General features: G+C 65.9%; 18 protein-coding genes. 9 read left to right on the forward strand and 9 right to left on the reverse strand.

Going from position 1 to position 19,623, the window contains the following annotated elements:
• Positions 1-14: 14 nt before the first annotated feature.
• The 5 genes from C8C94_RS16080 to trpE are packed head-to-tail and all read right to left on the reverse strand — an operon-like array spanning position 15 to position 3,616.
• Positions 15-680 (reverse strand): LysE family translocator, encoded by a 666-nt coding sequence (locus C8C94_RS16080; RefSeq protein WP_055395609.1) that lies wholly within the window; start codon positions 678-680, stop codon positions 15-17.
• Between the two features lie 8 nt (positions 681-688).
• Positions 689-1,195 carry a DinB family protein gene (locus tag C8C94_RS16085; RefSeq protein ID WP_121421412.1) on the reverse strand — a complete coding sequence of 169 codons (507 nt, stop codon included), beginning with the start codon at positions 1,193-1,195 and terminating at the stop codon, positions 689-691.
• Complete coding sequence (locus tag C8C94_RS16090) at positions 1,192-1,776, reverse strand: aminodeoxychorismate/anthranilate synthase component II (protein WP_121421413.1); 585 nt, start codon at positions 1,774-1,776, stop codon at positions 1,192-1,194. Before C8C94_RS16090 ends, C8C94_RS16085 begins: the two co-directional genes overlap by 4 nt.
• A complete protein-coding gene (locus C8C94_RS16095) occupies positions 1,773-2,120 on the reverse strand; it encodes a chorismate mutase (RefSeq protein WP_121421414.1) in 348 nt (115 codons plus the stop codon). The genes C8C94_RS16090 and C8C94_RS16095 overlap by 4 nt, the downstream gene beginning before the upstream one ends.
• Complete coding sequence (gene trpE / locus C8C94_RS16100; protein WP_055395603.1) at positions 2,117-3,616, reverse strand: anthranilate synthase component I; 1,500 nt, start codon at positions 3,614-3,616, stop codon at positions 2,117-2,119. Before trpE ends, C8C94_RS16095 begins: the two co-directional genes overlap by 4 nt.
• 361 nt (positions 3,617-3,977) lie before the next feature.
• Between trpE and C8C94_RS16105 the strand changes: the two genes are divergently transcribed.
• Positions 3,978-4,565, forward strand: a complete 588-nt coding sequence (locus C8C94_RS16105) for a chalcone isomerase family protein (RefSeq protein ID WP_055395601.1) — start codon at positions 3,978-3,980, stop codon at positions 4,563-4,565.
• A 262-nt stretch (positions 4,566-4,827) separates the two neighbouring features.
• Complete coding sequence (locus C8C94_RS16110) at positions 4,828-6,477, forward strand: methyl-accepting chemotaxis protein (RefSeq protein WP_121421415.1); 1,650 nt, start codon at positions 4,828-4,830, stop codon at positions 6,475-6,477.
• Between the two features lie 7 nt (positions 6,478-6,484).
• Here the strand turns inward: C8C94_RS16110 and gph are convergent, their stop codons facing one another.
• From gph to C8C94_RS16125, 3 genes are all read right to left on the reverse strand, one after another.
• Entirely contained in the window at positions 6,485-7,195 is a 711-nt protein-coding gene (gph, locus tag C8C94_RS16115; protein ID WP_121421416.1) for a phosphoglycolate phosphatase, read from the reverse strand.
• 80 nt (positions 7,196-7,275) lie between these two features.
• Positions 7,276-8,799: a hypothetical protein gene (locus C8C94_RS16120; RefSeq protein WP_233573489.1), complete on the reverse strand. Its 1,524-nt coding sequence runs from the start codon at positions 8,797-8,799 to the stop codon at positions 7,276-7,278.
• 2 nt (positions 8,800-8,801) lie between these two features.
• The gene (locus C8C94_RS16125) at positions 8,802-10,160 is read right to left on the reverse strand and encodes an SPFH domain-containing protein (RefSeq protein WP_121421417.1); all 1,359 of its coding nucleotides are present in this window, start codon (positions 10,158-10,160) and stop codon (positions 8,802-8,804) included.
• 228 nt (positions 10,161-10,388) lie between these two features.
• Here C8C94_RS16125 and C8C94_RS16130 point away from each other — a divergent pair, with 228 nt between their 5' ends.
• From C8C94_RS16130 to C8C94_RS16140, 3 genes are all read left to right on the forward strand, one after another.
• The gene (locus C8C94_RS16130; RefSeq protein WP_121421418.1) at positions 10,389-11,087 is read left to right on the forward strand and encodes a response regulator transcription factor; all 699 of its coding nucleotides are present in this window, start codon (positions 10,389-10,391) and stop codon (positions 11,085-11,087) included.
• 29 nt (positions 11,088-11,116) lie between these two features.
• Positions 11,117-13,213 (forward strand): HAMP domain-containing sensor histidine kinase, encoded by a 2,097-nt coding sequence (locus C8C94_RS16135; RefSeq protein WP_121422911.1) that lies wholly within the window; start codon positions 11,117-11,119, stop codon positions 13,211-13,213.
• 128 nt (positions 13,214-13,341) lie between these two features.
• Entirely contained in the window at positions 13,342-13,734 is a 393-nt protein-coding gene (locus C8C94_RS16140) for a hypothetical protein (protein WP_121421419.1), read from the forward strand.
• Between the two features lie 68 nt (positions 13,735-13,802).
• Here C8C94_RS16140 and rpe read toward each other — a convergent pair whose 3' ends face one another.
• On the reverse strand, positions 13,803-14,483 hold the full coding sequence (gene rpe / locus C8C94_RS16145) for a ribulose-phosphate 3-epimerase (RefSeq protein ID WP_121421420.1): 681 nt from the start codon (positions 14,481-14,483) through the stop codon (positions 13,803-13,805).
• 87 nt (positions 14,484-14,570) lie between these two features.
• On the opposite strand from rpe, the gene apaG reads away from it, so the two are divergent.
• The 4 genes from apaG to C8C94_RS16165 all read left to right on the forward strand — a co-directional run bounded on the left by apaG (position 14,571) and on the right by C8C94_RS16165 (position 19,611).
• Positions 14,571-14,978: a Co2+/Mg2+ efflux protein ApaG gene (gene apaG, locus C8C94_RS16150; protein ID WP_121421421.1), complete on the forward strand. Its 408-nt coding sequence runs from the start codon at positions 14,571-14,573 to the stop codon at positions 14,976-14,978.
• An 82-nt stretch (positions 14,979-15,060) separates the two neighbouring features.
• Positions 15,061-17,076, forward strand: a complete 2,016-nt coding sequence (locus C8C94_RS16155) for a site-specific recombinase (RefSeq protein WP_121421422.1) — start codon at positions 15,061-15,063, stop codon at positions 17,074-17,076.
• Between the two features lie 161 nt (positions 17,077-17,237).
• The gene (locus tag C8C94_RS16160) at positions 17,238-18,497 is read left to right on the forward strand and encodes a cation:proton antiporter (RefSeq protein ID WP_121421423.1); all 1,260 of its coding nucleotides are present in this window, start codon (positions 17,238-17,240) and stop codon (positions 18,495-18,497) included.
• A complete protein-coding gene (locus tag C8C94_RS16165; RefSeq protein ID WP_055395579.1) occupies positions 18,487-19,611 on the forward strand; it encodes a YbdK family carboxylate-amine ligase in 1,125 nt (374 codons plus the stop codon). The genes C8C94_RS16160 and C8C94_RS16165 overlap by 11 nt, the downstream gene beginning before the upstream one ends.
• Positions 19,612-19,623 lie beyond the last annotated feature (12 nt).

The raw sequence follows: 19,623 nt of genomic DNA on the forward strand, positions 1-19,623 counted from the left end.
TCCTGGGGTGGCGGTCAGGCCGCCGGTTGATCTGTAAAGGCCAGCTTGAGTCCGAAGCCGATGAACATGGCGCCCGCCACGCGGTCCAGCCAGTGCATGCCGCGCTGGATGGCTGTGGCGCGTCGCGCCATCCATGATGCCGCCAGCGCCCACCCCACGTTGACGGGAATGGCGTTCACGTTGAACAGCACGCCCAGCAGCACAAAGGCCAGCGCCTTGTTGTCGGTGCCCGGCGCGATGAACTGCGGCACAAAGGCCAGGAAGAAGATGGCGACCTTGGGGTTGAGCACATTGGTCCAGAAGCCCCCCAGGAACACCTTGCGAAGCGGCGTGTGCGGCGCAGGGGCCGCCTGCGCAGCTGCCAGCGCTGCGCTGTTACCACCATCAGCACCGGGCTTGGACAGCAGCATGCGCACGCCCATCCACATCAGGTAGGCCGCGCCGATCCACTTGAGCACCGTGAACGCCGTGGCCGAGGTGGCCAGCAGCGCGCCCACACCCACGGCGGCCGCAAAGATGTGCACGAAACACCCGGCCGTGATGCCCAGCCCCGCCACGATGCCCGCGCGTGTGCCGGAACGCAGCGCGTTGGTAACGATGTAGAGCACATCGGGCCCGGGCGTGAGGTTGAGCAGCCAGCCTGCCGCGATGAACATGAGCAGTTGATGAAGTTCGGGCATGGGTGTGTCTACCAGCGTCGGCCAGGTTCCAGTCGGTGCAGGAAGGTCGTCAGCGAATCGCGCGGAGGCTGCACCGCATGCGCGGCCAGGATGCGCCCTGCTGCCCCCCGGTGGTACGTGCCATGCACAACCAAGTGGTTCAGGATCTCGCTGCGCGACATGCGCCCCGTGTCGCCGTCGGTGAAGCGGAACGCCACCGGTTCGGCCAGCTGTGCATCGCCCAGCCCGCCCACGTACTGCACATACCAGTCGTCCGACGCGCGCACTGCCTCGCTCAGGGTGGCCAGCTCCGGCGTCTCATCGGTGTTGGTCGCCTGATAGGCAGTCTGAGGCAGGCCCTGCAGGTGGCTGGCAAAGATGCGGTCCACCACGTAAGTGTGGTTCAGGATGCGCACAAACAGCCGGTAATCGTCGGCAGGCAGCGCGCCCTGCGATGCCGCGCCCAGTGCCAGCAGTTCCTGGTTGGCCCACCGCTTGTACTGAAAAAGCTGGGCTAGGCCCTGGGGGGCTGTCATGCGCGCTGCTCCAGAAAGTTCTTGAGCATGGCGTGACCGTGTTCGGTGAGGATGCTTTCGGGATGGAACTGCACGCCTTCGATGGGCAGCGTCTTGTGGCGCACGCCCATGATTTCGCCGTCGTCGGTCCAGGCGGTCACTTCGAGCACATCCGGGCACGTGGCGCGCTCGATGGCCAGCGAGTGGTAACGGTTGACGGTGAATTGCTCCGGCAGGCCCGCAAACACGCCCTTTTGTGTGGTGGTGATCACGCTGGTCTTGCCATGCATGAGCTCCTGCGCACGGATAATGGTGCCGCCAAAGGCTGCACCAATGGCTTGATGACCCAGGCACACGCCCAGGATGGGCAGCTTGCCGGCAAAGTGCTGGATCGCTGCCACCGAGATACCGGCCTCTGCAGGTGAGCAAGGCCCGGGCGAGATGACCAGGCGGTCAAGCTGGCCCGCATTCAGGCGCGCCTCGATCTCGGCCACGGTGATCTCGTCGTTACGAAACACCTCGACCTCGGCACCCAGTTCACCAAAGTACTGGACGATGTTGTAGGTAAAGCTGTCGTAGTTATCGACCATCAAGAGTTTCATGCGGCGCTCCCGGCAGTGGCGGGCTCGCGCAGACGGGCGAACTCGCGGTGTTCATAGGCGATGCAGACTTCCATGAGGCTGCGGTAGATGGCTTCGATCACGTCGGCATCGCCACCTTCGGCCTGGGCGCGTTCGCGCACGCGGTCTACGATGGCCTGGATGCGCGCTTCATCGCGCACCTGTTCCACGCCTTGCTTGATGCGCGCGGCCTGGGTCATGTAGCCCACGCGCTCGACCAGCAGGGGCACCAGCACATCGTCCAGCACGTTCACTTCGCGGCGCACTTCCTGCATCGTGGTGCAGGGTTTGACCTTGTCGATGGCCTTGGGGTCAGCAGTCGTCATTCCAGCCCCTCCTCGACCAGTTCGGCGGCGCGCAGCAGGGCGCGGGCCTTGTGCTCGGTTTCTTTCCACTCCAGCTCGGGTACCGAATCCGCCACCACGCCCGCAGCCGCCTGCACATAGAGCGTGCCGTTCTTGATGATGCCGGTGCGGATGGCAATGGCCACGTCCATGTCGCCCGCGTAGCTGAGGTAGCCGCAGGCGCCGCCATACAGGCCGCGCTTGGTGGGTTCGAGCTGGTCGATGAGCTCCATGGCGTGCACTTTGGGCGCGCCCGTCAACGTGCCTGCCGGGAAGGTCGCCTTGAGCACATCCATGCTGGTCATGCCATCGTGCAGGATGCCTTCCACGTTGCTCACGATGTGCATCACGTGGCTGTAGCGCTCCACCGCAAAGGCTTCGGTCACCTTCACGGTGCCGGTCTTGGCGATGCGGCCGATGTCGTTGCGCGCCAGGTCGATCAGCATCACGTGTTCGGCACGCTCCTTGGGGTCGTTGATGAGCTCGACCTCGGTGGCCTTGTCCTTCTCGGGCGTGGCGCCACGCGGGCGGGTGCCCGCCAGGGGGCGGATGGTGACCTTGGTGCCCTCGTCGGTCTTCTCCTGGCGCACCAGGATCTCGGGGCTGGCACCCACCACATGAAAGTCGCCAAAGTCGTAGAAGTACATGTACGGCGACGGGTTCAGCGAACGCAGCGCGCGGTACAGGCTCAGGGGGCTTTCGGTGTAGCGCTTGTGGATGCGCTGGCCCACCTGCACCTGCATGAAGTCACCCGCAGCAATCAGCTCCTTGGCGCGGTTCACAGCGGCCAGGTAGTCGGCCTTGGCAAAGTCGCGCTGGGCGGGGTGGCTTTCGGTGGCCTTGACCACGGGGGCACTCACCGAATACTTGAGCTGCTCTTTCAGCTCGCGCAGGCGCTTCTTGGCGCGGGTGTAGGCCTCAGGCTGGGCCGGGTCGGCGTAGACGATGAGGTAGAGCTTGCCCGAGAGGTTGTCGATGACCGCCAGTTCTTCGCACTGCAGCAGCAGGATGTCGGGGCAGCCCAGGGTGTCGGGCGGGCAGGTGGTCTCCAGCTTCTTTTCGATGTAGCGCACCGCGTCGTAACCAAAGTAGCCCGCCAGGCCGCCACAAAAGCGTGGCAGGCCGGGGCGCAGCGCCACCTTGAACCGCTTTTGGTATGCCTCGATGAAGTCGAGCGGATTGCCCTGGGCGGTTTCGACCACCTGGCCGTCCGTCACGACCTCGGTTTTGGCCTGCGCCCCAAAGCCGCTGGCCCGCAGCAGCGTGCGTGCGGGCAGGCCGATGAAACTGTAGCGCCCGAAGCGCTCGCCACCCACCACGGATTCGAGCAGGAAGCTGTGCTTGCCCCCGTCCTTGGTGTGCGCCAGCTTCAGGTACAACGAGAGCGGGGTTTCCAGGTCCGCAAAGGCCTCGACCATGAGCGGAATGCGGTTGTAGCCTTCGCTGGCCAGGCTTTTGAATTCAAGTTCTGTGATCACGGGGAGGGCTCCCAGCTGTCGCAGCGCGTGTCCCTGTCAATGAAAAAGGGGCGCTGCGGTCCATTCAATCGGCCTCACCGCATCGGGGTGGAGGCCACGGGTGCACGCTGGGGCTGCTGCCCAGGTGCCATCAGGCGTTCAAAGCGACAGGCTGACGCCAGGGCCAGGCTCCCCGGTCGCTGCAACCTGTGATGAACACGTGGTGAATGAACATGGGCCAAAGTGTAGCAAAGCTTTTTTCAGTGCCTGAGTTGACGACTCTCAAGGCGAGATCGCACAACCACTCGAAAACCCTGTTGCGGCCCGGCAGGAGCACTGCAACAATTTGAAACGAACGACCGTTCTTTTTTAGGAGTTGCGCATGAAGTTTCTCCAGCGATGTGCCGCAGCAGCCGTGGCCTGCCTGTTGGCGGCCGGTGCTATTGCCCAGCCCATCACCGTGGCCGACGTCAAGTATGAAGAGACGAGCAGCCTGAGTGGCAGCAGCCTTCAGCTCAATGGCGCAGGGGTTCGCTACAAGGCCGTGTTCAAGGTGTACACCGCAGGCCTGTACCTTGAAAAGAAGGCCTCGACTCCCGCTGAAATCATGGCCCTGAAGGGCCCCAAGCGCATGAGCATCACCATGCTGCGCGAGATCGACTCCACCGAGCTGGGCAAGCTGTTCTCGCGCGGCATGGAGGACAACATGGACCGCGCAGCGTTCTCCAAGCTCATCCCGGGCGTGCTGCGCATGAGCCAGATCTTCTCGGACCACAAGAAGCTGCAGGCGGGCGACCAGTTCATGATCGACTGGATACCAGGTACCGGCACGGTGATCACGGTCAAGGGCAAGCCCCAGGGCGAGCCTTTCAAGGAGCCGGAGTTCTTCAACGCGCTGCTGGGCATCTGGCTGGGCAATGTGCCCGCCGACTGGAAGCTCAAGGACGCCCTTCTGGGCAAGCCTGCGTAACCCCCTGGGACAAACCCCGAGGCACTTCCGCCCGGGGCTGTCCCGCGCCCGACAGACGCGCTCCCTACTCGGGAGTAGCCTTTGGACCAACGAGCACACCCGCCCCTCACCGACGAAACAACGGCCTCTTGCTGCGCGCACCCCGCAGTCACTGATGCCACGGCCTGAACCGAGTTTTTCGCGCTACCCGCGCCCCGCAACGAGCCGTCTGTAACGCCCCCAATTTTCTGCCCCCAGATACCTTTTTGCGCCAGACCCCACCATGAAACTCAGCAACCTTTCCGTCGGCCTGCGCCTGGGCGCGTCGTTCGGTGCCATCCTGCTCATCACCGCGTTGATTGCCGCCACCGGCATGTGGCGCATCGCGAGCCTGCAAGGCGCCAGCGAACGCGTGGCCACCCAGGAGATCGAGCAGCAGACCCTGGTGGAGAACTGGGCGTCAGACATCCGCCTGAACTGGGTGCGCACCGAGGCCTTCCTCAAGGCCATTGACCGCGACTACATGGAAAAGCTCACGGCCGACACGCAGGCCACAGCCAAAGGCATCGAGGGCAAGGTCCAGCGCATCGAAGGCCTGGTACAGGGAGACAAGAACCGTGCGCAACTGGCCACCATTGCCGCCGCCAGCAAGGCCTACAACGACAAACTCGCCGAGATCCGCGAACTGCACCGTGGCGGCGAGCCCAATGTGCCCACGCTGGTGGACAAGGACTTGCGCCCTCTGGCGGACAAGTACCTCCAATCCCTCGACGACCTGCGCACTGCCATGGCCGCGCAGCTGGCAGACAGCCAGGGCGACACCAGCACGCTGGCCAAGGCCAGCCAGGTGTTGCTGGGCGTGGGCACACTGATAGCCGTGGCACTGGGGGCGCTATTGGCCTTCACCGTCACACGCTCCATCGTGCAACCTGTGCAGCGGGGCAAGCAGGCGGCAGAGAGCATTGCCGATGGCGACCTGACCCACCCCATCGAAGCCAGCGGCAATGACGAAACCGGCCAACTGCTGCAGGCGCTGGCCACCATGCAATCGCGTCTGGCCACCATCGTCGGCAATGTGCGCCACAACGCAGAAGGCGTGGCCACCGCCAGCGTCGAAATTGCTTCCGGCAACAACGACCTCTCGGCACGCACGGAACAGCAAGCCTCAGCCTTGCAGCAGACCGCCGCATCCATGGAAGAACTTGGCTCCACGGTGCGCCAGAACGCCGACAACGCGCGCACGGCCAATCAGCTCGCCATGAGCGCATCCACCGTGGCCCAACAGGGAGGCGATGTGGTGGCCGAAGTGGTCGAGACCATGAAGGGCATCAACGACAGCAGCCGCAAGATCGCCGACATCATCAGCGTCATCGACGGCATCGCCTTCCAGACCAACATCCTGGCCCTGAACGCTGCCGTGGAGGCTGCGCGCGCGGGCGAACAGGGGCGCGGCTTTGCCGTGGTGGCCGGGGAAGTGCGCAGCCTCGCTGGACGCAGCGCTGAAGCCGCCAAGGAGATCAAGGGCCTGATCGGCACCAGCGTGGAGCGCGTGGAGCGCGGCACAGCCCTGGTGGACAAGGCCGGCGCCACCATGAGCGAAGTGGTTGCATCGATCCGCCGCGTGACGGAGATCATGGGCGAGATCAGCGCAGCCAGCAGCGAACAGAGTCAGGGTGTCTCGCAGGTGGGCGAAGCCATCACGCAGATGGACCAGGCCACGCAGCAGAACGCGGCCCTGGTAGAGCAAAGCGCAGCAGCGGCCGACAGCCTCAAGACACAGGCGGGGCAGCTGGTGGATGCGGTGGCGGTTTTCCGCCTCTCAGCCAACACCACCCGCCACGGCGATGCAACGCCCGCCCCCGTGCGCGGCAGCAGCATCAGCGCATCGCGGCTGGACTACCGCGCCGTGGCGCCACGCCAGTTACCCGCCTGAGAGCGGCTCAGGTCAGCTGCGCCAGCGAATCCACAAAACCGTCGGCATCCACGGCCCGAACGGGCGCGCCGTGGTTGTAGCCGTAGGTGACCAGCACCACGGGGCACCCGGCCGCGCGGGCAGCCTGCGCGTCGTTGCTGGAATCGCCCAGCATCAGCGTGCGCGCGGGGGCAGTGCCCAGCGCTTCGCAGGTCTTGAGGAGGGGCAGAGGATCGGGCTTCTTGCGCTCGAAGGCGTCACCGCCAAACACTTTCTCGAAATACCCATCGAGGCCCTTGGACTTCAGAAGCGGCAGCGCAAAGTCCGTGGGTTTGTTGGTCAGGCAGGCCAGGCGCAGCCCCCGGGCCTGCAGCGCCTTCAGACCGTCCTCTACACCCCGGTAAACCCCTGCAAACTGGCCGTTGATGTCCAGGTAGTGGCGCTGGTAGCTGGCCCAGGCCGCAGGATAGTACGCTTCGATTTTTATAGCATCTTGCGCAATACCATCAAGCGCTAGCACGTGTTTTAGCACTGATCGCAGCAAATGCTCCGAGCCTTTGCCCACCATGTGTTCGATGTGCAGGGCCTCGATGGCCGGCAGGGCCAGCTCACGGAGCATGCGATTGATCGCCTCGTTGAAATCCCCCATGGTGTCCACCATGGTGCCGTCCAGGTCCACGATGACGGCATCTACACGGGACAGCAGAGAAGACAACATGGGGTCGGCGGCGTGGGACATAAGGCAGAAAGACGGAAGAGGAAAAAGTTGCCCAAGTTTAAGGAACCGATGAAGCCTTCTTCTTCTCGCCCACCCTGCATTCAGCGCAAGCTCAGCGTCTGCCGCTTCCACGCAGGGTCTTGCCAACGCTGGAACAAAGGCAGCGCTGCTACATCGCCCGTGACCCGCTCAGTGGTCAGGCCGTCCAACCGCACCACCTCAAAGCTCTTGCGGTAGCGCCCCTGGCCGCGCGCCTCGCGTGCCACCAGCATCTGCTGGCCGCCAGGCACCCATCCGGCCCACTCGGCCACGCCGGTTTCTGGCGTGGTGGCCGCTGGCGGCAGCACATCGGCGAGCCAGCCGCCTTCGGTCTTGCGCAGCACCCACAGCTCGCGCCAGCCTTCCAGGGGTTGCACGGCCAAGGCCACCGCCGTGCCTTCGCGGTTGGTGCTGGCCGACGCAGACCAGACCACGCCATAGGTGCAACGGCGCAGCAGCGGGGCCTGGGCCGTGTGCTGGGCATCCACCAGCAGCACACAGGTTTCACCGGGAGCGCCGGGCTCGGTCACCAGGGTCGGGCGGGCTGCTTTGGATGGGGCCGCTGGCGCGGTGGTGGGCACCAGTGCCCAGCGCACCGCACTCACGCGCATGGCAGCGTCGTTGTAGGCGCTCTGGTCTTCATCGGGCAGGTCGGCCTTGCTCACGCCGGTGAACTCGGTCAGCGCGCGCGCAGCAGCGGCAGCCACCGCTGGATCTGCAACATTTTTGCGCGCCTGCTCGAAAGCCGTGGCGCCCCACACGCTGGCGCGGCGCATTTGCACGCGGTTGCGCAGGTAGGGCGGCAAGCCGGCAACGTCCACACGCTCCAGCACATCGACCTGCCAGGCGTGCACCTTGGCGCGTTCGTGGGCTGGCAGGTCGGGGTTGATGCACTCTGGCCGCGTCAGCGCCAGGGCGGCGCGGGCGCGCTGGGCGGCATCGGCCACCGGCATGGCCAGCACGCGGCGAAAGGCTTCGCCGTCATAGCAAACCTGCATGCGGCCCTCCACCTCGTAAGCGGCAAAGCGCACGCCGTAGCCATTGGCCACATCCAGGTGGGCCGACAGCGTGGCCCCCGAGGCCTTGCTCGGCACGGCCACCGAGGCGCGACGTGCAAGCCGGTCGGCGAACGTGCCCAGCGCATCAAAAGCCTGCGCGCCCTCGACACCCGCCAGCAGCTGGCCGGGAGCCGCCTGCAGGTACGCGGCGGTGAGGCCAATCCCCAGCGCCTCAGCACCCGGCGTGTCTTGCATGAAACGCAGCACAGCCAGCAACGCGGGGCCTTCGGCTTCGGTCAGTGCCATGCGGCGCACATCGCTGGCGCGGATGAAGCCGCCGCGCTCACGCTTGTGGTCCCACACCTGCAGGTAATCCAGGCGCTCGCCGCGCACCTCCAGCACCTCGCCCTGCCACAGGCTGGCCTGCTGCTGGGCGCCATCGCGCGGCGCGGCACGCAGGCTGGCCTGGTCCTGCACCACGATGGCACTGCCCAGGGCATTGGCCGAAGCAGGAGGCACGGCGGCAGAGGCCACCGTGACTGCAGCGCTGGCGACCGCCGCGACGAAGGTCAAGGTCGTGAGATTCATGTTCATTGCTCCGTAGCCTGGGGGGTGGAGGCGTCGTCGGCCACGCCCGCAGCCTGTACAACACCGGCTTGCGCATTGCGGTTGCCGCCCAGCAGCGCCGCGCCGATGAAATCACCGTTGGTCGGAGGCGGCGCGATGATGACCTGGATCTTGTCGGAGAGCTTGTCGGCCAGCGTCTTCTGGATGAGCAGCGGATGTTTGGTGACCAGCGCTCCTTCGCGCGCCATCTGCTCGGCGTTCACCTTGCCAATGCGGTCCATGCGGTAGGCCTCGGCCTCAGCCAGCTTCTGGCGGGCATCCGCCTCGCCGTTGGCTTCGATGCGGCGGGCTTGGGCGCTGCCCTCGGCGGCCTTGATGCGCGATACCTTTTCGGCCTCGGCCTCCAGCTGGCGCTGCTCGATCTGGCGCTGCTTGAAGGGCAGCACATGCTTCATTGCCTCTTCCTGGGCGCGGGCGGCAATCACCTGCTCGCGGGCCGCAGCTTCAGCAGCCACCTCGCGGCGCACCTTGTCGGCATTGGCGTCGAGTTCGGTCTCCTTCACACGCTTGTCTTTCAGCTCCAGCGTGTAGCGCATCTTCTCGGAAGCCAGTTCCTCGGCCAGCAGGCTGTCCATGCCGCGGCGGTACTCGGCGGGCAGGTCCACCTTGCCGATCTGCACGTGGCGCAGCAGCACGCCATCGGCGGCTAGGCGCGTGCGCAGCTCGGTCTCGATGATTTGTGCGATCTCGGCACGCTTGGACGAGAAAATTTCACGCACGGTGTAGCGGGCAAACACCTTGTAGACCAACCCCTGCACGGCAGGTGCCACGATGTCGGCGTCCACATCATCGGGCAGGCGGCCAGCCTTGACGGTTTCGGAGGACGGATCGAGTGCGTAGCGCACACTCAGGTCAAGCCCGAACGACAGTCCTTCCACCGATTGCAAGGGTGCGCTGCCATTGGCCTGGCGCATGGCTTCAGGGCGGTAGCTCTGGTCCCGCAGAGAGAAGATGCGCACGCTGTGCAGGCCCGGAACCACCCACATGCTGCCATCACGCCACTGGCTCACCGAACCGGTGAACTGGTTCATGCGGACCGCCAGCTCACCCTGGCCCAGCTGCCGCACCGGCGGGTGGCGAAGCACAAGACCCCCTGCACCGACCACCACGGCACCGGCCACCATCCAGCGCACCGTGCTGGCCGTGGGCAGCAGGTACGCCCAGTGGATGCGCCCTGCGTCCACGTCTGCGGATGCTGGCATGGCAGCTTCCGTCTGCAAAGGTGCCGCGTCTTGCGGCCATTCGCCGCTGGCGTCCAGCGGGCGGGGGGCGGCATTGCGCCCACGCAGGGCTTGCACGATGCGGTTCCAGGCGGTTTTCATGGTGGTTCTCTCTCTCGGTAGGGTGAAGTTGTTGTCTGCTTCTGAGCCGTCCGATCGGGCTGCTCATTGGGGACTGATTCTTCGGATTCACCCCGGAAGCAACAACGCAGCGCGCACCCCAAAGCCCTCACACCCACCGCACAAACCCTCCGGACCCGGAAGAAACCTTCACACCGGGCAAGCAAGGCGCCCCGGATAATCGACGCACCCTTACTCCACGCCCCGCCCATGACCCGCATTGCCGTGATCGAAGACGACCTGCCCACCAGCAACCAGCTGGCGGGCTGGATTGCCAGTGCGAAGAGCGGCATCGTGATTGACCAGTGGTTCACGCGCGACGACGCCGAAGCCGCCCTGGCGCGCGAGCACTACGACGCCGTGGTCCTTGACATCGAACTGGGCCGTGAGCGCCATGCGGGCGTGGCGCTCATCAACGCCATCAACAAGCGCCGCCAGGGCACACCGGTGCTGGTGGTGTCGGCCATGCCTGCGGCCATCTACCGCAGCATCATGAAGGCGCTGGACGCGTGGGACTACCTGCAAAAGACCACGTTCGAGGAGGCCGACTTCATCGAGACCTTTCTCGACATCCTGCGCACCACGCAGACCCAGACTCCGACCCGCACAGCACCCGCCCCGGTGGGCGATGCGCTGGTGCTGGACCCGCTGTGGCAGCGCTCCCCCACCTGGCGCGGCGAGCGCATCAACCTGCCGCTGACGGCCCAGCGCATCCTGGCCACGCTGCACCAGCGCAGTGGCGAGGTGGTGTCGTACGACGAACTTTTTGAGGTGGTGAAAAGCGGGCGCAACCGCGATAACGTGCGCAAGCACGTCAGTACCATCCGCGAGGCCCTGCGCGAGGTGGACCCCGCCTTCGAAGGCATCGAGAACGTACCCATGCGCGGCTTTCGCTGGACAGGCAAGTGAAGCGTCTGCTCCGCCACCCCGCGCTGGAAATGCCCCGCCTGGGCCTGCCCGCCTTCCGGTTGCGGATTCTGGTGCGCAGCGTGTTTGTGCTACTGGCGCTGGCCACCGTCGCGCTGAGCGTGGTGCTGCTCAAGGAAGAAAAGGAGCGTGGCTGGCAGAGCTACCAGCACGGCTTCGCGCGCAGCCAGTCCGAGGTCATGGCCCGTCTGCGCCACCCCTCTGGGCAGCTGGCCTTGCTCAATGCGGGCAACCGTGGCGCCGCCCCCGCGCCGCTGGCGCCCCTGCTGCTGCCCTATGCGGCGCTAGATTTCGACGACCAAAACAAGGCCCAACAGGCCGTGGAAATGGCGGGCTGCGCGGTGCAGTACCCCGACGGTTCGTCGGTCTGCGCGGCCATCGGCAACAACCCCTATGCCGGGGGCTTCATCTACCTGGTGGGCAGCTTCTACGCGGGCGAGCTGGTGCCCCGCGAACGTGGCGCACTGGATGTGCAGGCCGTGCACCGCGCCCGCATCACGCTGGACATGCGCGGCGCTACCTACCGCTGGGTGGCGCCTTTTGAAGCACTGCCACCCCAGGGCACGATCAGCACCCGGGGCCGCCTGACAGGATTCGTGGACAGCGGAGAAGAGTCCCTGGATGCCCGGGCGCGGCCAGTGCGAGATTTTCGCGGCTGGCTCTGGCAGAACGGCCAGTGCCGGGATCTGGCGGGCGCCGTGCCCGATTGCCTGCGCCGCACCTTCTACTCCATCCGCCTGCCGGTGGAGCTGTTCCGCGAAGCGCTGTTTGACAAGCAGCGCCTGGTCTGGCCGCCACAGGATCTTGGCAACATGCGCGTGCGGGTGGAAATGCTGGCGCCTGGCACGGGCGCGGCGCTGTTCGACAGCAATGCCCCCGGTGCCCAGGCTGCGGCTTCGCTGGCGGAGGTGGCGCGCACCTTGCTGCCCGGCGAACAGGTGCAGATTCGCAAGCTGGGCACGAGCGACAGCGAAGCGATCACGCTCAAGGGTTCCGAAGTGCAGGCAGACCCGTCGGCGCCCTGGCTGCTACGCCTTATCAGCTGGCTGCCGCTGGAGTGGCAAGCCGCTGGCGATCATCAGGCGCAGCCGGTACCGGCCGGCCTCGACATTCTGGACACCCCGGCGGGCAACTATGCCGTCACCTTTACCGGCAACCTGCGCGGCGTGGAGCAGGGCCTTGCCGCCGTGGCCACCCGCATGTCGTGGTACCTGGGCGCCATGCTCGCGGCCATCGCGCTGGCCTGGCTGGTGGTGGAGGTGGGCCTCATCCGCCGCGTGACCGCCCTCACCCGCCGCGCGGCAGCGGTTTCGTACAACGTGCAGGACGGGCACATCGGCCCCCGCCTGGGCGACCTGGACGTGTCGGACCTGCGCGGATCGGACGAGCTGGGTATTCTGGCTGGCGGCCTGGCCGACCTGCTCCAGCGTGTGAAAGACGATATCCAGCGCGAACAGTTGCGCGCCCAGCAGGAGCGCGACATGTGGCATGCCGTGGGGCACGAGATCATGTCTCCCTTGCAATCGCTCATGGTGCTGCACGGCAGCGCCGACGACCCGGGCCACCGCTACATCCAGCGCATGCAACAGGCCGTGCATGTGCTGTATGGCACGGCCTCCCCTGCAGAGGCCTTGCAGGCGGCCGACGTGCCGCAGGGTCGCCTAGACCTGGATGCCTTCCTGCACCACGTGGCCAACAACGCGCACTTTGCAGGCATCGACAACGTGGTCTATGAAGGAGGGGCGGGCCCGGTTATCGTTCGGGCGGACGAATTTGCGTTGGAAGACGTGGTGACCCACATCCTGCGCAATGCCGACCGCTACCGCCCGCCGGGCACGGCCATCACGCTGACGCTGGCGGCCTCCGAGTCGACTGCCAGCGCCACGCTGCGCAACCAGGGTGCCACCATTGCCGAGGATCTGCTGGGGCGCATCTTTGAGCTGGGGGTGTCCGACCCCAGCCTTCCCATGCCCGACGGCGAGAGCGGGCACCGGGGCCAGGGCCTGTTTGTGGCCAAGACCTACATGGCCAAGATGGGCGGCACGATCAACGCGCGCAATACGGCCGACGGCGTGGCCTTCGTGCTGACCTTTCAGCGCCTGGGCTGACCCGGCCCGAAACGCGCGCCCCGCGCACGGCAGGGGGCGGCACTGTCCGACAGGGGCGCGCAGCAGTGGGGCCTACCCTGCAGGCATACGTTCAGACCACCGTCTGCGACTGCCCCAGGAGCCCTTTCATGAAACGCATTCCCTTTGCCCCCCCCCTCTTCACCGCCGCCTTGCTGCTGGCATGCGCGGGTGTATCCGCACAAACGCCGCCTCAGGATGCGCGGGCACGCTATGAGCAGGAGCGGGAAAAGTGCATGACCAACAACACCCAGGACAGTCTGGCCACCTGCCTGCGCGAGGCCAACAACGCGCTGGATGCTTCGCGCAAGGGCGATCTGAGCAACCCTGGAGCCGCCGCAAACGACAACGCCACACAGCGTTGTGCTGCGTTCCAGACGGCTGCCGACCAAGCTGATTGCATGCGCCGTGTGCAAAGCAGTCCGGCGAGTGGCTCGGTGTCCGGCGGCGGCGTGTTGCGTGAATCGACCACCACGACGATCACCGTCCCTGCGCAACAATAACCAAGCTCCAGGAAGGCGTGGTCTGTGAAAACGGCCACCGCACAAAGTATGCGCAGCGGCTCAGGAGATCACCCCAGTTCTGCGCGCATCGCGTCGATGACGCCTTGGTAGTCCGGCTTGCCAAAGATGGCGCTGCCCGCCACCAAGGTGTCAGCACCCGCATCGGCCACGCGGCGGATGTTGTCGATCTTGATGCCGCCATCCACTTCCAGGCGGATGTCCTTGCCCGAGGCGTCGATGCGCTTGCGCACAGCTTCGATCTTGCGCAGCGCCGAGTCGATGAAGCTCTGGCCGCCAAAGCCGGGGTTCACGCTCATGATGAGAATGAGGTCGATGTCGTCGATTACCCAGTCGAGGACGTCCAGCGGCTCGGCCGGATTGAACACCAGGCCGGGCTTGACGCCCTTGGAACGGATGGCCTGGATGCTGCGGTGCACATGGCCCGAGGCGTCGGGGTGGAAGCTGATGTAGTCCGCACCCGCGTCGGCAAACGCGGCGGCCAGGGCGTCCACCGGCTGGATCATCAGGTGCACATCGATCGGTACGGCCACACCGGCGGCGGTCTTGGCATGGGGCTTGAGCGCCTGGCACACCATGGGGCCGAAAGTGAGGTTGGGCACGTAATGGTTGTCCATCACGTCGAAGTGGATCCAGTCTGCGCCAGCGGCAATGACATTGCGCACCTCTTCACCCAGGCGGGCGAAGTCGGCGGAGAGGATGGAGGGGGCGATTCGGAATGTGCGGCTCATCCCCCGATTGTCGCAAAGCGCAGAAGGTCTGGGTTTTACCCCATGGACATGCACTTTTTAGGAATCTCCACGGTTACCATTCGCCCCATGCCAAAGTACCAGTTTGACGTGGAAGTGCTGCCCGAATACCTGCCCGAGCAGTCTGCGCCGGACACGGGGGTGTTCAGCTTCGCTTACACCATCACCATCACCAATTCCGGGGAAACGCCTGCGCAGCTGATTTCGCGCCACTGGATCATCAGTGACTCACGGGGCCACACCGAAGAGGTCAAGGGCCTGGGCGTGGTGGGCCACCAGCCGCTGCTCAAGCCGGGCGAATCGTTCCAGTACACCAGCGGTTGCCGGCTTCGCACCTCCAGCGGGACCATGCACGGCACCTTTCACTGCGTGGCCGAAGATGGCGAGCCCTTCAACAGCCCGGTGCCGTTGTTCGTGCTGGAGGCGATCAGCCACGGCCCTTCGGGCGAACCTTTGAGCGGCCGGGTGCTGCATTGAAGCGCTATTGCCCCCACGCTCCCCACTTCGTGTGGTCGCTGCCCCCCAAGGGGGCCGCTTTTCATCTTGGGGCGGCCCGGCGATGAAAAACACCCCCCATTCCGACCTGGCCAGCATTCTGGCGGCTCTCGACCCGGCCGCTGACCTGGCCCATCGCCATCTGTGGCTCATCCACCTGCTGGACTGGGTGCGCGGCAAGCGCGACTCGGTGCCTGCCGCTGTGGGCCGGGTGCAGCTTTTCATCGATGCGGTCACGGCACGACCCGATCTCCAGCAGCGGCTGCAAGCCTGGTGGGCCACCTTGGTGGGCCAGGTCGATATCACCACCTTGCTGGCCGATTTTGGCTTTGCGCCCCGCACTGCGCTGGTCAGCGAGATGGCGGAACGTCTGCGCACCAAGCTGCTGCCAGGCAGCCCAGAGACCATCGACGCGTCCGAGCTTTTCATGCTGGCGCTGCCCAGCGCTTTTGACGCCCAGTGGCTCGCTGCGCTCGACGAAGCCCAGCTGAACCGGCTGGTGGAGTTGCTGGCTTCCCCGGGTGGCAACAACAGCCCCGGTGGCGCCACGCGCTGGCACCGCGCCCTGCTCGACGCCATCACCTACTGCGCGGGGCAGATTCTCTCGACCGGCTTTGCCCCCGAACTCCGGCTGCGCATGAGCGAATCCGCGCGCGAGGCGCAGCCTTTTCATGCACTGATCCGCGATGTGGAGAGTCTGCGCGTGGAGGTACTGCATGCGCTACGCACGCCTGACCGGCTCAACGAGTCGGCCCAGCGCCTGCGCGAGCGCCTGGAGGCCTGCCGCGCGGCGGCGGCCACCGTGTACACGCATTTCGAAGACAACGGCATTTCAGTGGGCCTGGTCTTTCGCCTGCGGCAGCTGCGCGAGCGCATCCTGCGCGTGCGCGAATTGCTCGACTGCCTGCTGTCGGCCCAACCAGCCGTCACGGCGGCGCAGCTCATGGCGCACCTGGTGATGGTGGGACAGGAGCGGCGCAGCCTGCGCGCGTTGCTGGCGTCCAACTCCTCGCTGCTGGCGGCCAAGGTGGCAGAGCGCAGCGCCGAGACGGGCGAGCACTACATCACCCGCACGGGCACCGAATACCGCGCCATGCTGCGCAAGGCGGCGGGCGGCGGTGCCCTGATGGCGTTCACCACGCTGACCAAGTTCGGCCTCCATGCGCTGGCACTGTCGGCGTTCTGGGGCGGGTTCATGGCGGGGGTCAACTACGCCGTGAGCTTTGTGCTGATCCAGCTGTTGCACTTCACGGTGGCCACCAAACAACCGGCCATGACGGCGCCGGCCATGGCAGCCAAGCTCAAGGAGCTGGGCTCGGGCGGCGCGATCGAGGCGTTTGTGGATGAGATCACGCACCTGGTGCGCTCCCAGGTGGCGGCCGTGCTGGGCAATGTGCTGGTGGTGTTTCCCGCCGTGCTGGCGCTGGCCACGCTGATTGCCCTGGCCACGGGCGGGCCCGCCATCAGCGTGAAGGAGGCAGAGCATGTGCTCGCATCCTTGCACCTGCTCGGGCCTTCGCTGTTTTTTGCGGCCTTTACCGGGGTGCTGCTGTTTGCATCCAGCATCATTGCGGGCTGGACGGAGAACTGGTTTGTGCTCCACCGCATGGACTCAGCCCTGCACTACAACCCGCGCATCACCGGGCTGCTGGGCGCCGAGCGCGCCGCGCGCTGGGCCCGCTTCCTGCGCGAAAACCTCTCGGGCCTTGCGGCCAATGTCTCGCTGGGTTTCATGCTCGGCCTGGTGCCCGCGTTTGCCGCGTTTTTTGGGCTGGGGCTCGATGTGCGCCACGTCACGCTGTCCACCGGCCAGGTGGCTGCCGCCAGCGCCGCACTGGGCCCGCAGGTACTGCATTTGCCCGCATTCTGGTGGGCCGTGGCCTCGCTGCCCTTTCTGGGTGCGCTGAATGTGTCGGTAAGTTTTTATCTGGCCTTCAGCCTGGCGCTGCGCGCGCAAAACGTGAGCGGTGTAGACCGCTCGCGCATCTACGCCGCAATTCGCGCCCGCCTGCGCAGCGCCCCCCTGAGCTTTTTTGTGCCAGCGCGGCAAGCCAGCGTTGGTGTATCGTCGCAGGCCTGACGGCGGGCAACCGCCGCATCTGTCCTACATGGCCGGAATGTTTCCGCCTGTAAATTCGGGGCACCAACGCCCAAGCGCACCCCCTCCCATCTGCGGAGGGCCTGTGCGCGGGCCCTTTCACACCAACGGGCATCGCCCGTCTGACGCAGAGGTTCCATGACATGAACGAAATCCTGACCTTCTGGGCGCAGTGGCTGCGCCCCTCGGCCGGGTTGCCCACGGTGCAATGGTCGCTGCTGCTGGCCGTGGCCGCCATGGCGGGCTATCTCACGCAGCGCCACACGGGCCTGCCCAAGGTGCTCGGCTATTCGCTGGTAGGCACCGCCGCCGGGCTGGCCGGGTTCAGCGGTGCCGTGTGGCCGCTGCAGGGCATTGGCCTGTTCCTGCTGGAGCTGGGCATTGCCCTGGTGCTCTTTGAATGTGGTGGCCGCATTCCGCTGCGCTGGTTCCGCCACAACCCGATGGTGCTGGTGCAGAGCATTGCCGAATCGGTGCTGACCTATTTCGCCGTGTACTGGGTGCTGGTGTGGCTGAACCTGCCCACGCAGGTGGCCGGGCCGCTGGCCCTGGTGGCGCTCGCGGCTTCACCCGCCGTGCTCACGCGCGTGGTGGCCGACACCCGCGCCGCCGGGCCCGTGACGGAACGCGCCATCGTGCTCACCACGCTCTCTACGCTATACGCGCTGACACTGGGCAGCGCCAAGGCCGAGCTGATCAACCGCCAAAGCGTCACCATGGTGGAGACCGTGTACCCCGTGATGGTGGTGCTGGGCGTCTCCATCATCGTGGCCGCCGTGCTGGCCCTGGTGCTGCGCATGGCGTTGCGCTTCATGAGCCCCACGAGCGAAAACACCTCCATGCTGTTTTTGGCATTGGTCGCGGCGGGCACCGCCGTGGCAGCGCACATGGGGGGCTCGGCGCCGCTGGCCGCACTACTGGGCGGCATGCTGCTCAAGCAACTCAACCCGCGCCCCTGGGCCTGGCCCCGCCAGCTGGGCAATGCGTCGTCACTGCTCACCATGCTGATGTTTGTGCTGGTCTCTACCGTGGCGGCGCAGGCCGACTGGAGCGCCCCGGTGGCCGGCGTGGTGCTGGCCCTGATTGCCGTGCGCCTGGTGGCCAAGGCCACCGGCGTGGCACTGGGCAACGTGGGCAGCGGTGCGAGCTGGAAGCAGGCGCTGTGGGTGGGCTGCGCGATGACACCGATGTCGTCCATCGCACTCTTGATCGCCTCGCAGTTCGTGCTGGCCTCGCCTTCCACCGGCCATGTGATTGCCGGTGTGGCGCTGCCGGCCATCTTGCTGATGGAGGTGCTGGGCGCCGTGATTGCCACCGTGGCCATTTACCGTGCGGGCGAAAGCTCCAAACCCTGGGCGCCATTGACCCGCAGCAACAACGGAGAAAACAGCCGTGAGTCTTGAAGCCTTCAACCATTCCGAACCGCTGACGCTGGGTGTCGAGCTGGAGCTGCAGCTCGTCAACACCAACGACTACGACCTGGCCCCCTATGCCGAGGACATGCTGCGCCTCATGAAGAAAACCCCGCTGCCCGGCAGCGTGGTGCCCGAGATGACGAACAGCATGATCGAGATATCGACCGGCATCTGCCACTCGGCCAGCGAAGTGCTGGGCCAGCTCACGCCCATCCGCGATGCGCTGGTCAAAAGCGCTGACAAGCTCAACATCGCCGTGGTGGGCGGCGGCACGCACCCCTTCCAGCAGTGGCACGAGCGGCGCATCTACGACAAGCCGCGTTTTCGTGAGCTGTCCGAGCTGTATGGCTACCTGTCCAAGCAGTTCACCATCTTCGGCCAGCACGTGCACATCGGCTGCCCCGACGCGAACGCCGCGCTGCTCATGCTGCACCGCATGTCGCGCTACATCCCTCACTTCATCGCACTGTCGGCATCGAGCCCCTATGTGCAGGGCCAGGATACGGCCTTCGACTCGGCACGCCTGAACTCGGTGTTTGCGTTTCCGCTGTCAGGCCGCGCCCCCATGGCGCTGACCTGGGACGACTTCACGGTTTACTTCGACAAGATGACGCGCACCGGCGTGGTCAAGAGCATGAAAGACTTCTACTGGGACATTCGCCCCAAGCCCGAGTTCGGCACCATCGAGATCCGCGTGTTCGACACGCCACTGACCATTGAGCGCGCTGCCGCACTCGCGGGCTACGTGCAGTCGCTGGGCGCATGGTTTCTGGCCGACCAGCCCTTCATGCCCGCCGAAGACGACTACCTTGTGTACACCTACAACCGCTTCCAGGCCTGCCGTTTTGGCATGGATGCGGTGTATGTAGACCCGGCTACGGGCGACCACATGCCGCTGCGCGAGCACATCCTCAAGACCATGGACAAGATCGCCGGACACGCCGCCGTGCAAGGCGCATCAAGCGCCATGCACATGCTGCGCACTGAGGCGGAGGCGGGCCAGAACGACGCGCGCTGGCTGCGCGAGCGCCAACGCGAAGAGCAATTGCTGGCCGAGGTCAGCCGCCAGGCAGCGCAGCGCTTTCGCGGCGCACCAGCCTGAGAGCGCCTCGCA

The sequence above is a fragment of the Acidovorax sp. 94 genome (assembly GCF_003634645.1).
GTDB classification, from domain to species: Bacteria; Pseudomonadota; Gammaproteobacteria; order Burkholderiales; family Burkholderiaceae_C; genus Acidovorax; species Acidovorax facilis.

What these genes read in the sequence shown, in the direction of transcription:
- rpe (WP_121421420.1), bottom strand. Translation starts at nt 14,483, where the DNA reads ATGAGCCGCACATTCCGAATCGCCCCCTCCATCCTCTCCGCCGACTTC.
- C8C94_RS16090 (WP_121421413.1), bottom strand. Translation starts at nt 1,776, where the DNA reads ATGAAACTCTTGATGGTCGATAACTACGACAGCTTTACCTACAACATC.
- C8C94_RS16155 (WP_121421422.1), top strand. Translation starts at nt 15,061, where the DNA reads ATGAAAAACACCCCCCATTCCGACCTGGCCAGCATTCTGGCGGCTCTC.
- C8C94_RS16130 (WP_121421418.1), top strand. Translation starts at nt 10,389, where the DNA reads ATGACCCGCATTGCCGTGATCGAAGACGACCTGCCCACCAGCAACCAG.
- C8C94_RS16125 (WP_121421417.1), bottom strand. Translation starts at nt 10,160, where the DNA reads ATGAAAACCGCCTGGAACCGCATCGTGCAAGCCCTGCGTGGGCGCAAT.
- C8C94_RS16080 (WP_055395609.1), bottom strand. Translation starts at nt 680, where the DNA reads ATGCCCGAACTTCATCAACTGCTCATGTTCATCGCGGCAGGCTGGCTG.
- C8C94_RS16160 (WP_121421423.1), top strand. Translation starts at nt 17,238, where the DNA reads ATGAACGAAATCCTGACCTTCTGGGCGCAGTGGCTGCGCCCCTCGGCC.
- C8C94_RS16135 (WP_121422911.1), top strand. Translation starts at nt 11,117, where the DNA reads ATGCCCCGCCTGGGCCTGCCCGCCTTCCGGTTGCGGATTCTGGTGCGC.
- C8C94_RS16110 (WP_121421415.1), top strand. Translation starts at nt 4,828, where the DNA reads ATGAAACTCAGCAACCTTTCCGTCGGCCTGCGCCTGGGCGCGTCGTTC.
- C8C94_RS16095 (WP_121421414.1), bottom strand. Translation starts at nt 2,120, where the DNA reads ATGACGACTGCTGACCCCAAGGCCATCGACAAGGTCAAACCCTGCACC.
- C8C94_RS16120 (WP_233573489.1), bottom strand. Translation starts at nt 8,799, where the DNA reads ATGAATCTCACGACCTTGACCTTCGTCGCGGCGGTCGCCAGCGCTGCA.
- apaG (WP_121421421.1), top strand. Translation starts at nt 14,571, where the DNA reads ATGCCAAAGTACCAGTTTGACGTGGAAGTGCTGCCCGAATACCTGCCC.
- C8C94_RS16140 (WP_121421419.1), top strand. Translation starts at nt 13,342, where the DNA reads ATGAAACGCATTCCCTTTGCCCCCCCCCTCTTCACCGCCGCCTTGCTG.
- C8C94_RS16085 (WP_121421412.1), bottom strand. Translation starts at nt 1,195, where the DNA reads ATGACAGCCCCCCAGGGCCTAGCCCAGCTTTTTCAGTACAAGCGGTGG.
- gph (WP_121421416.1), bottom strand. Translation starts at nt 7,195, where the DNA reads ATGTCCCACGCCGCCGACCCCATGTTGTCTTCTCTGCTGTCCCGTGTA.
- C8C94_RS16105 (WP_055395601.1), top strand. Translation starts at nt 3,978, where the DNA reads ATGAAGTTTCTCCAGCGATGTGCCGCAGCAGCCGTGGCCTGCCTGTTG.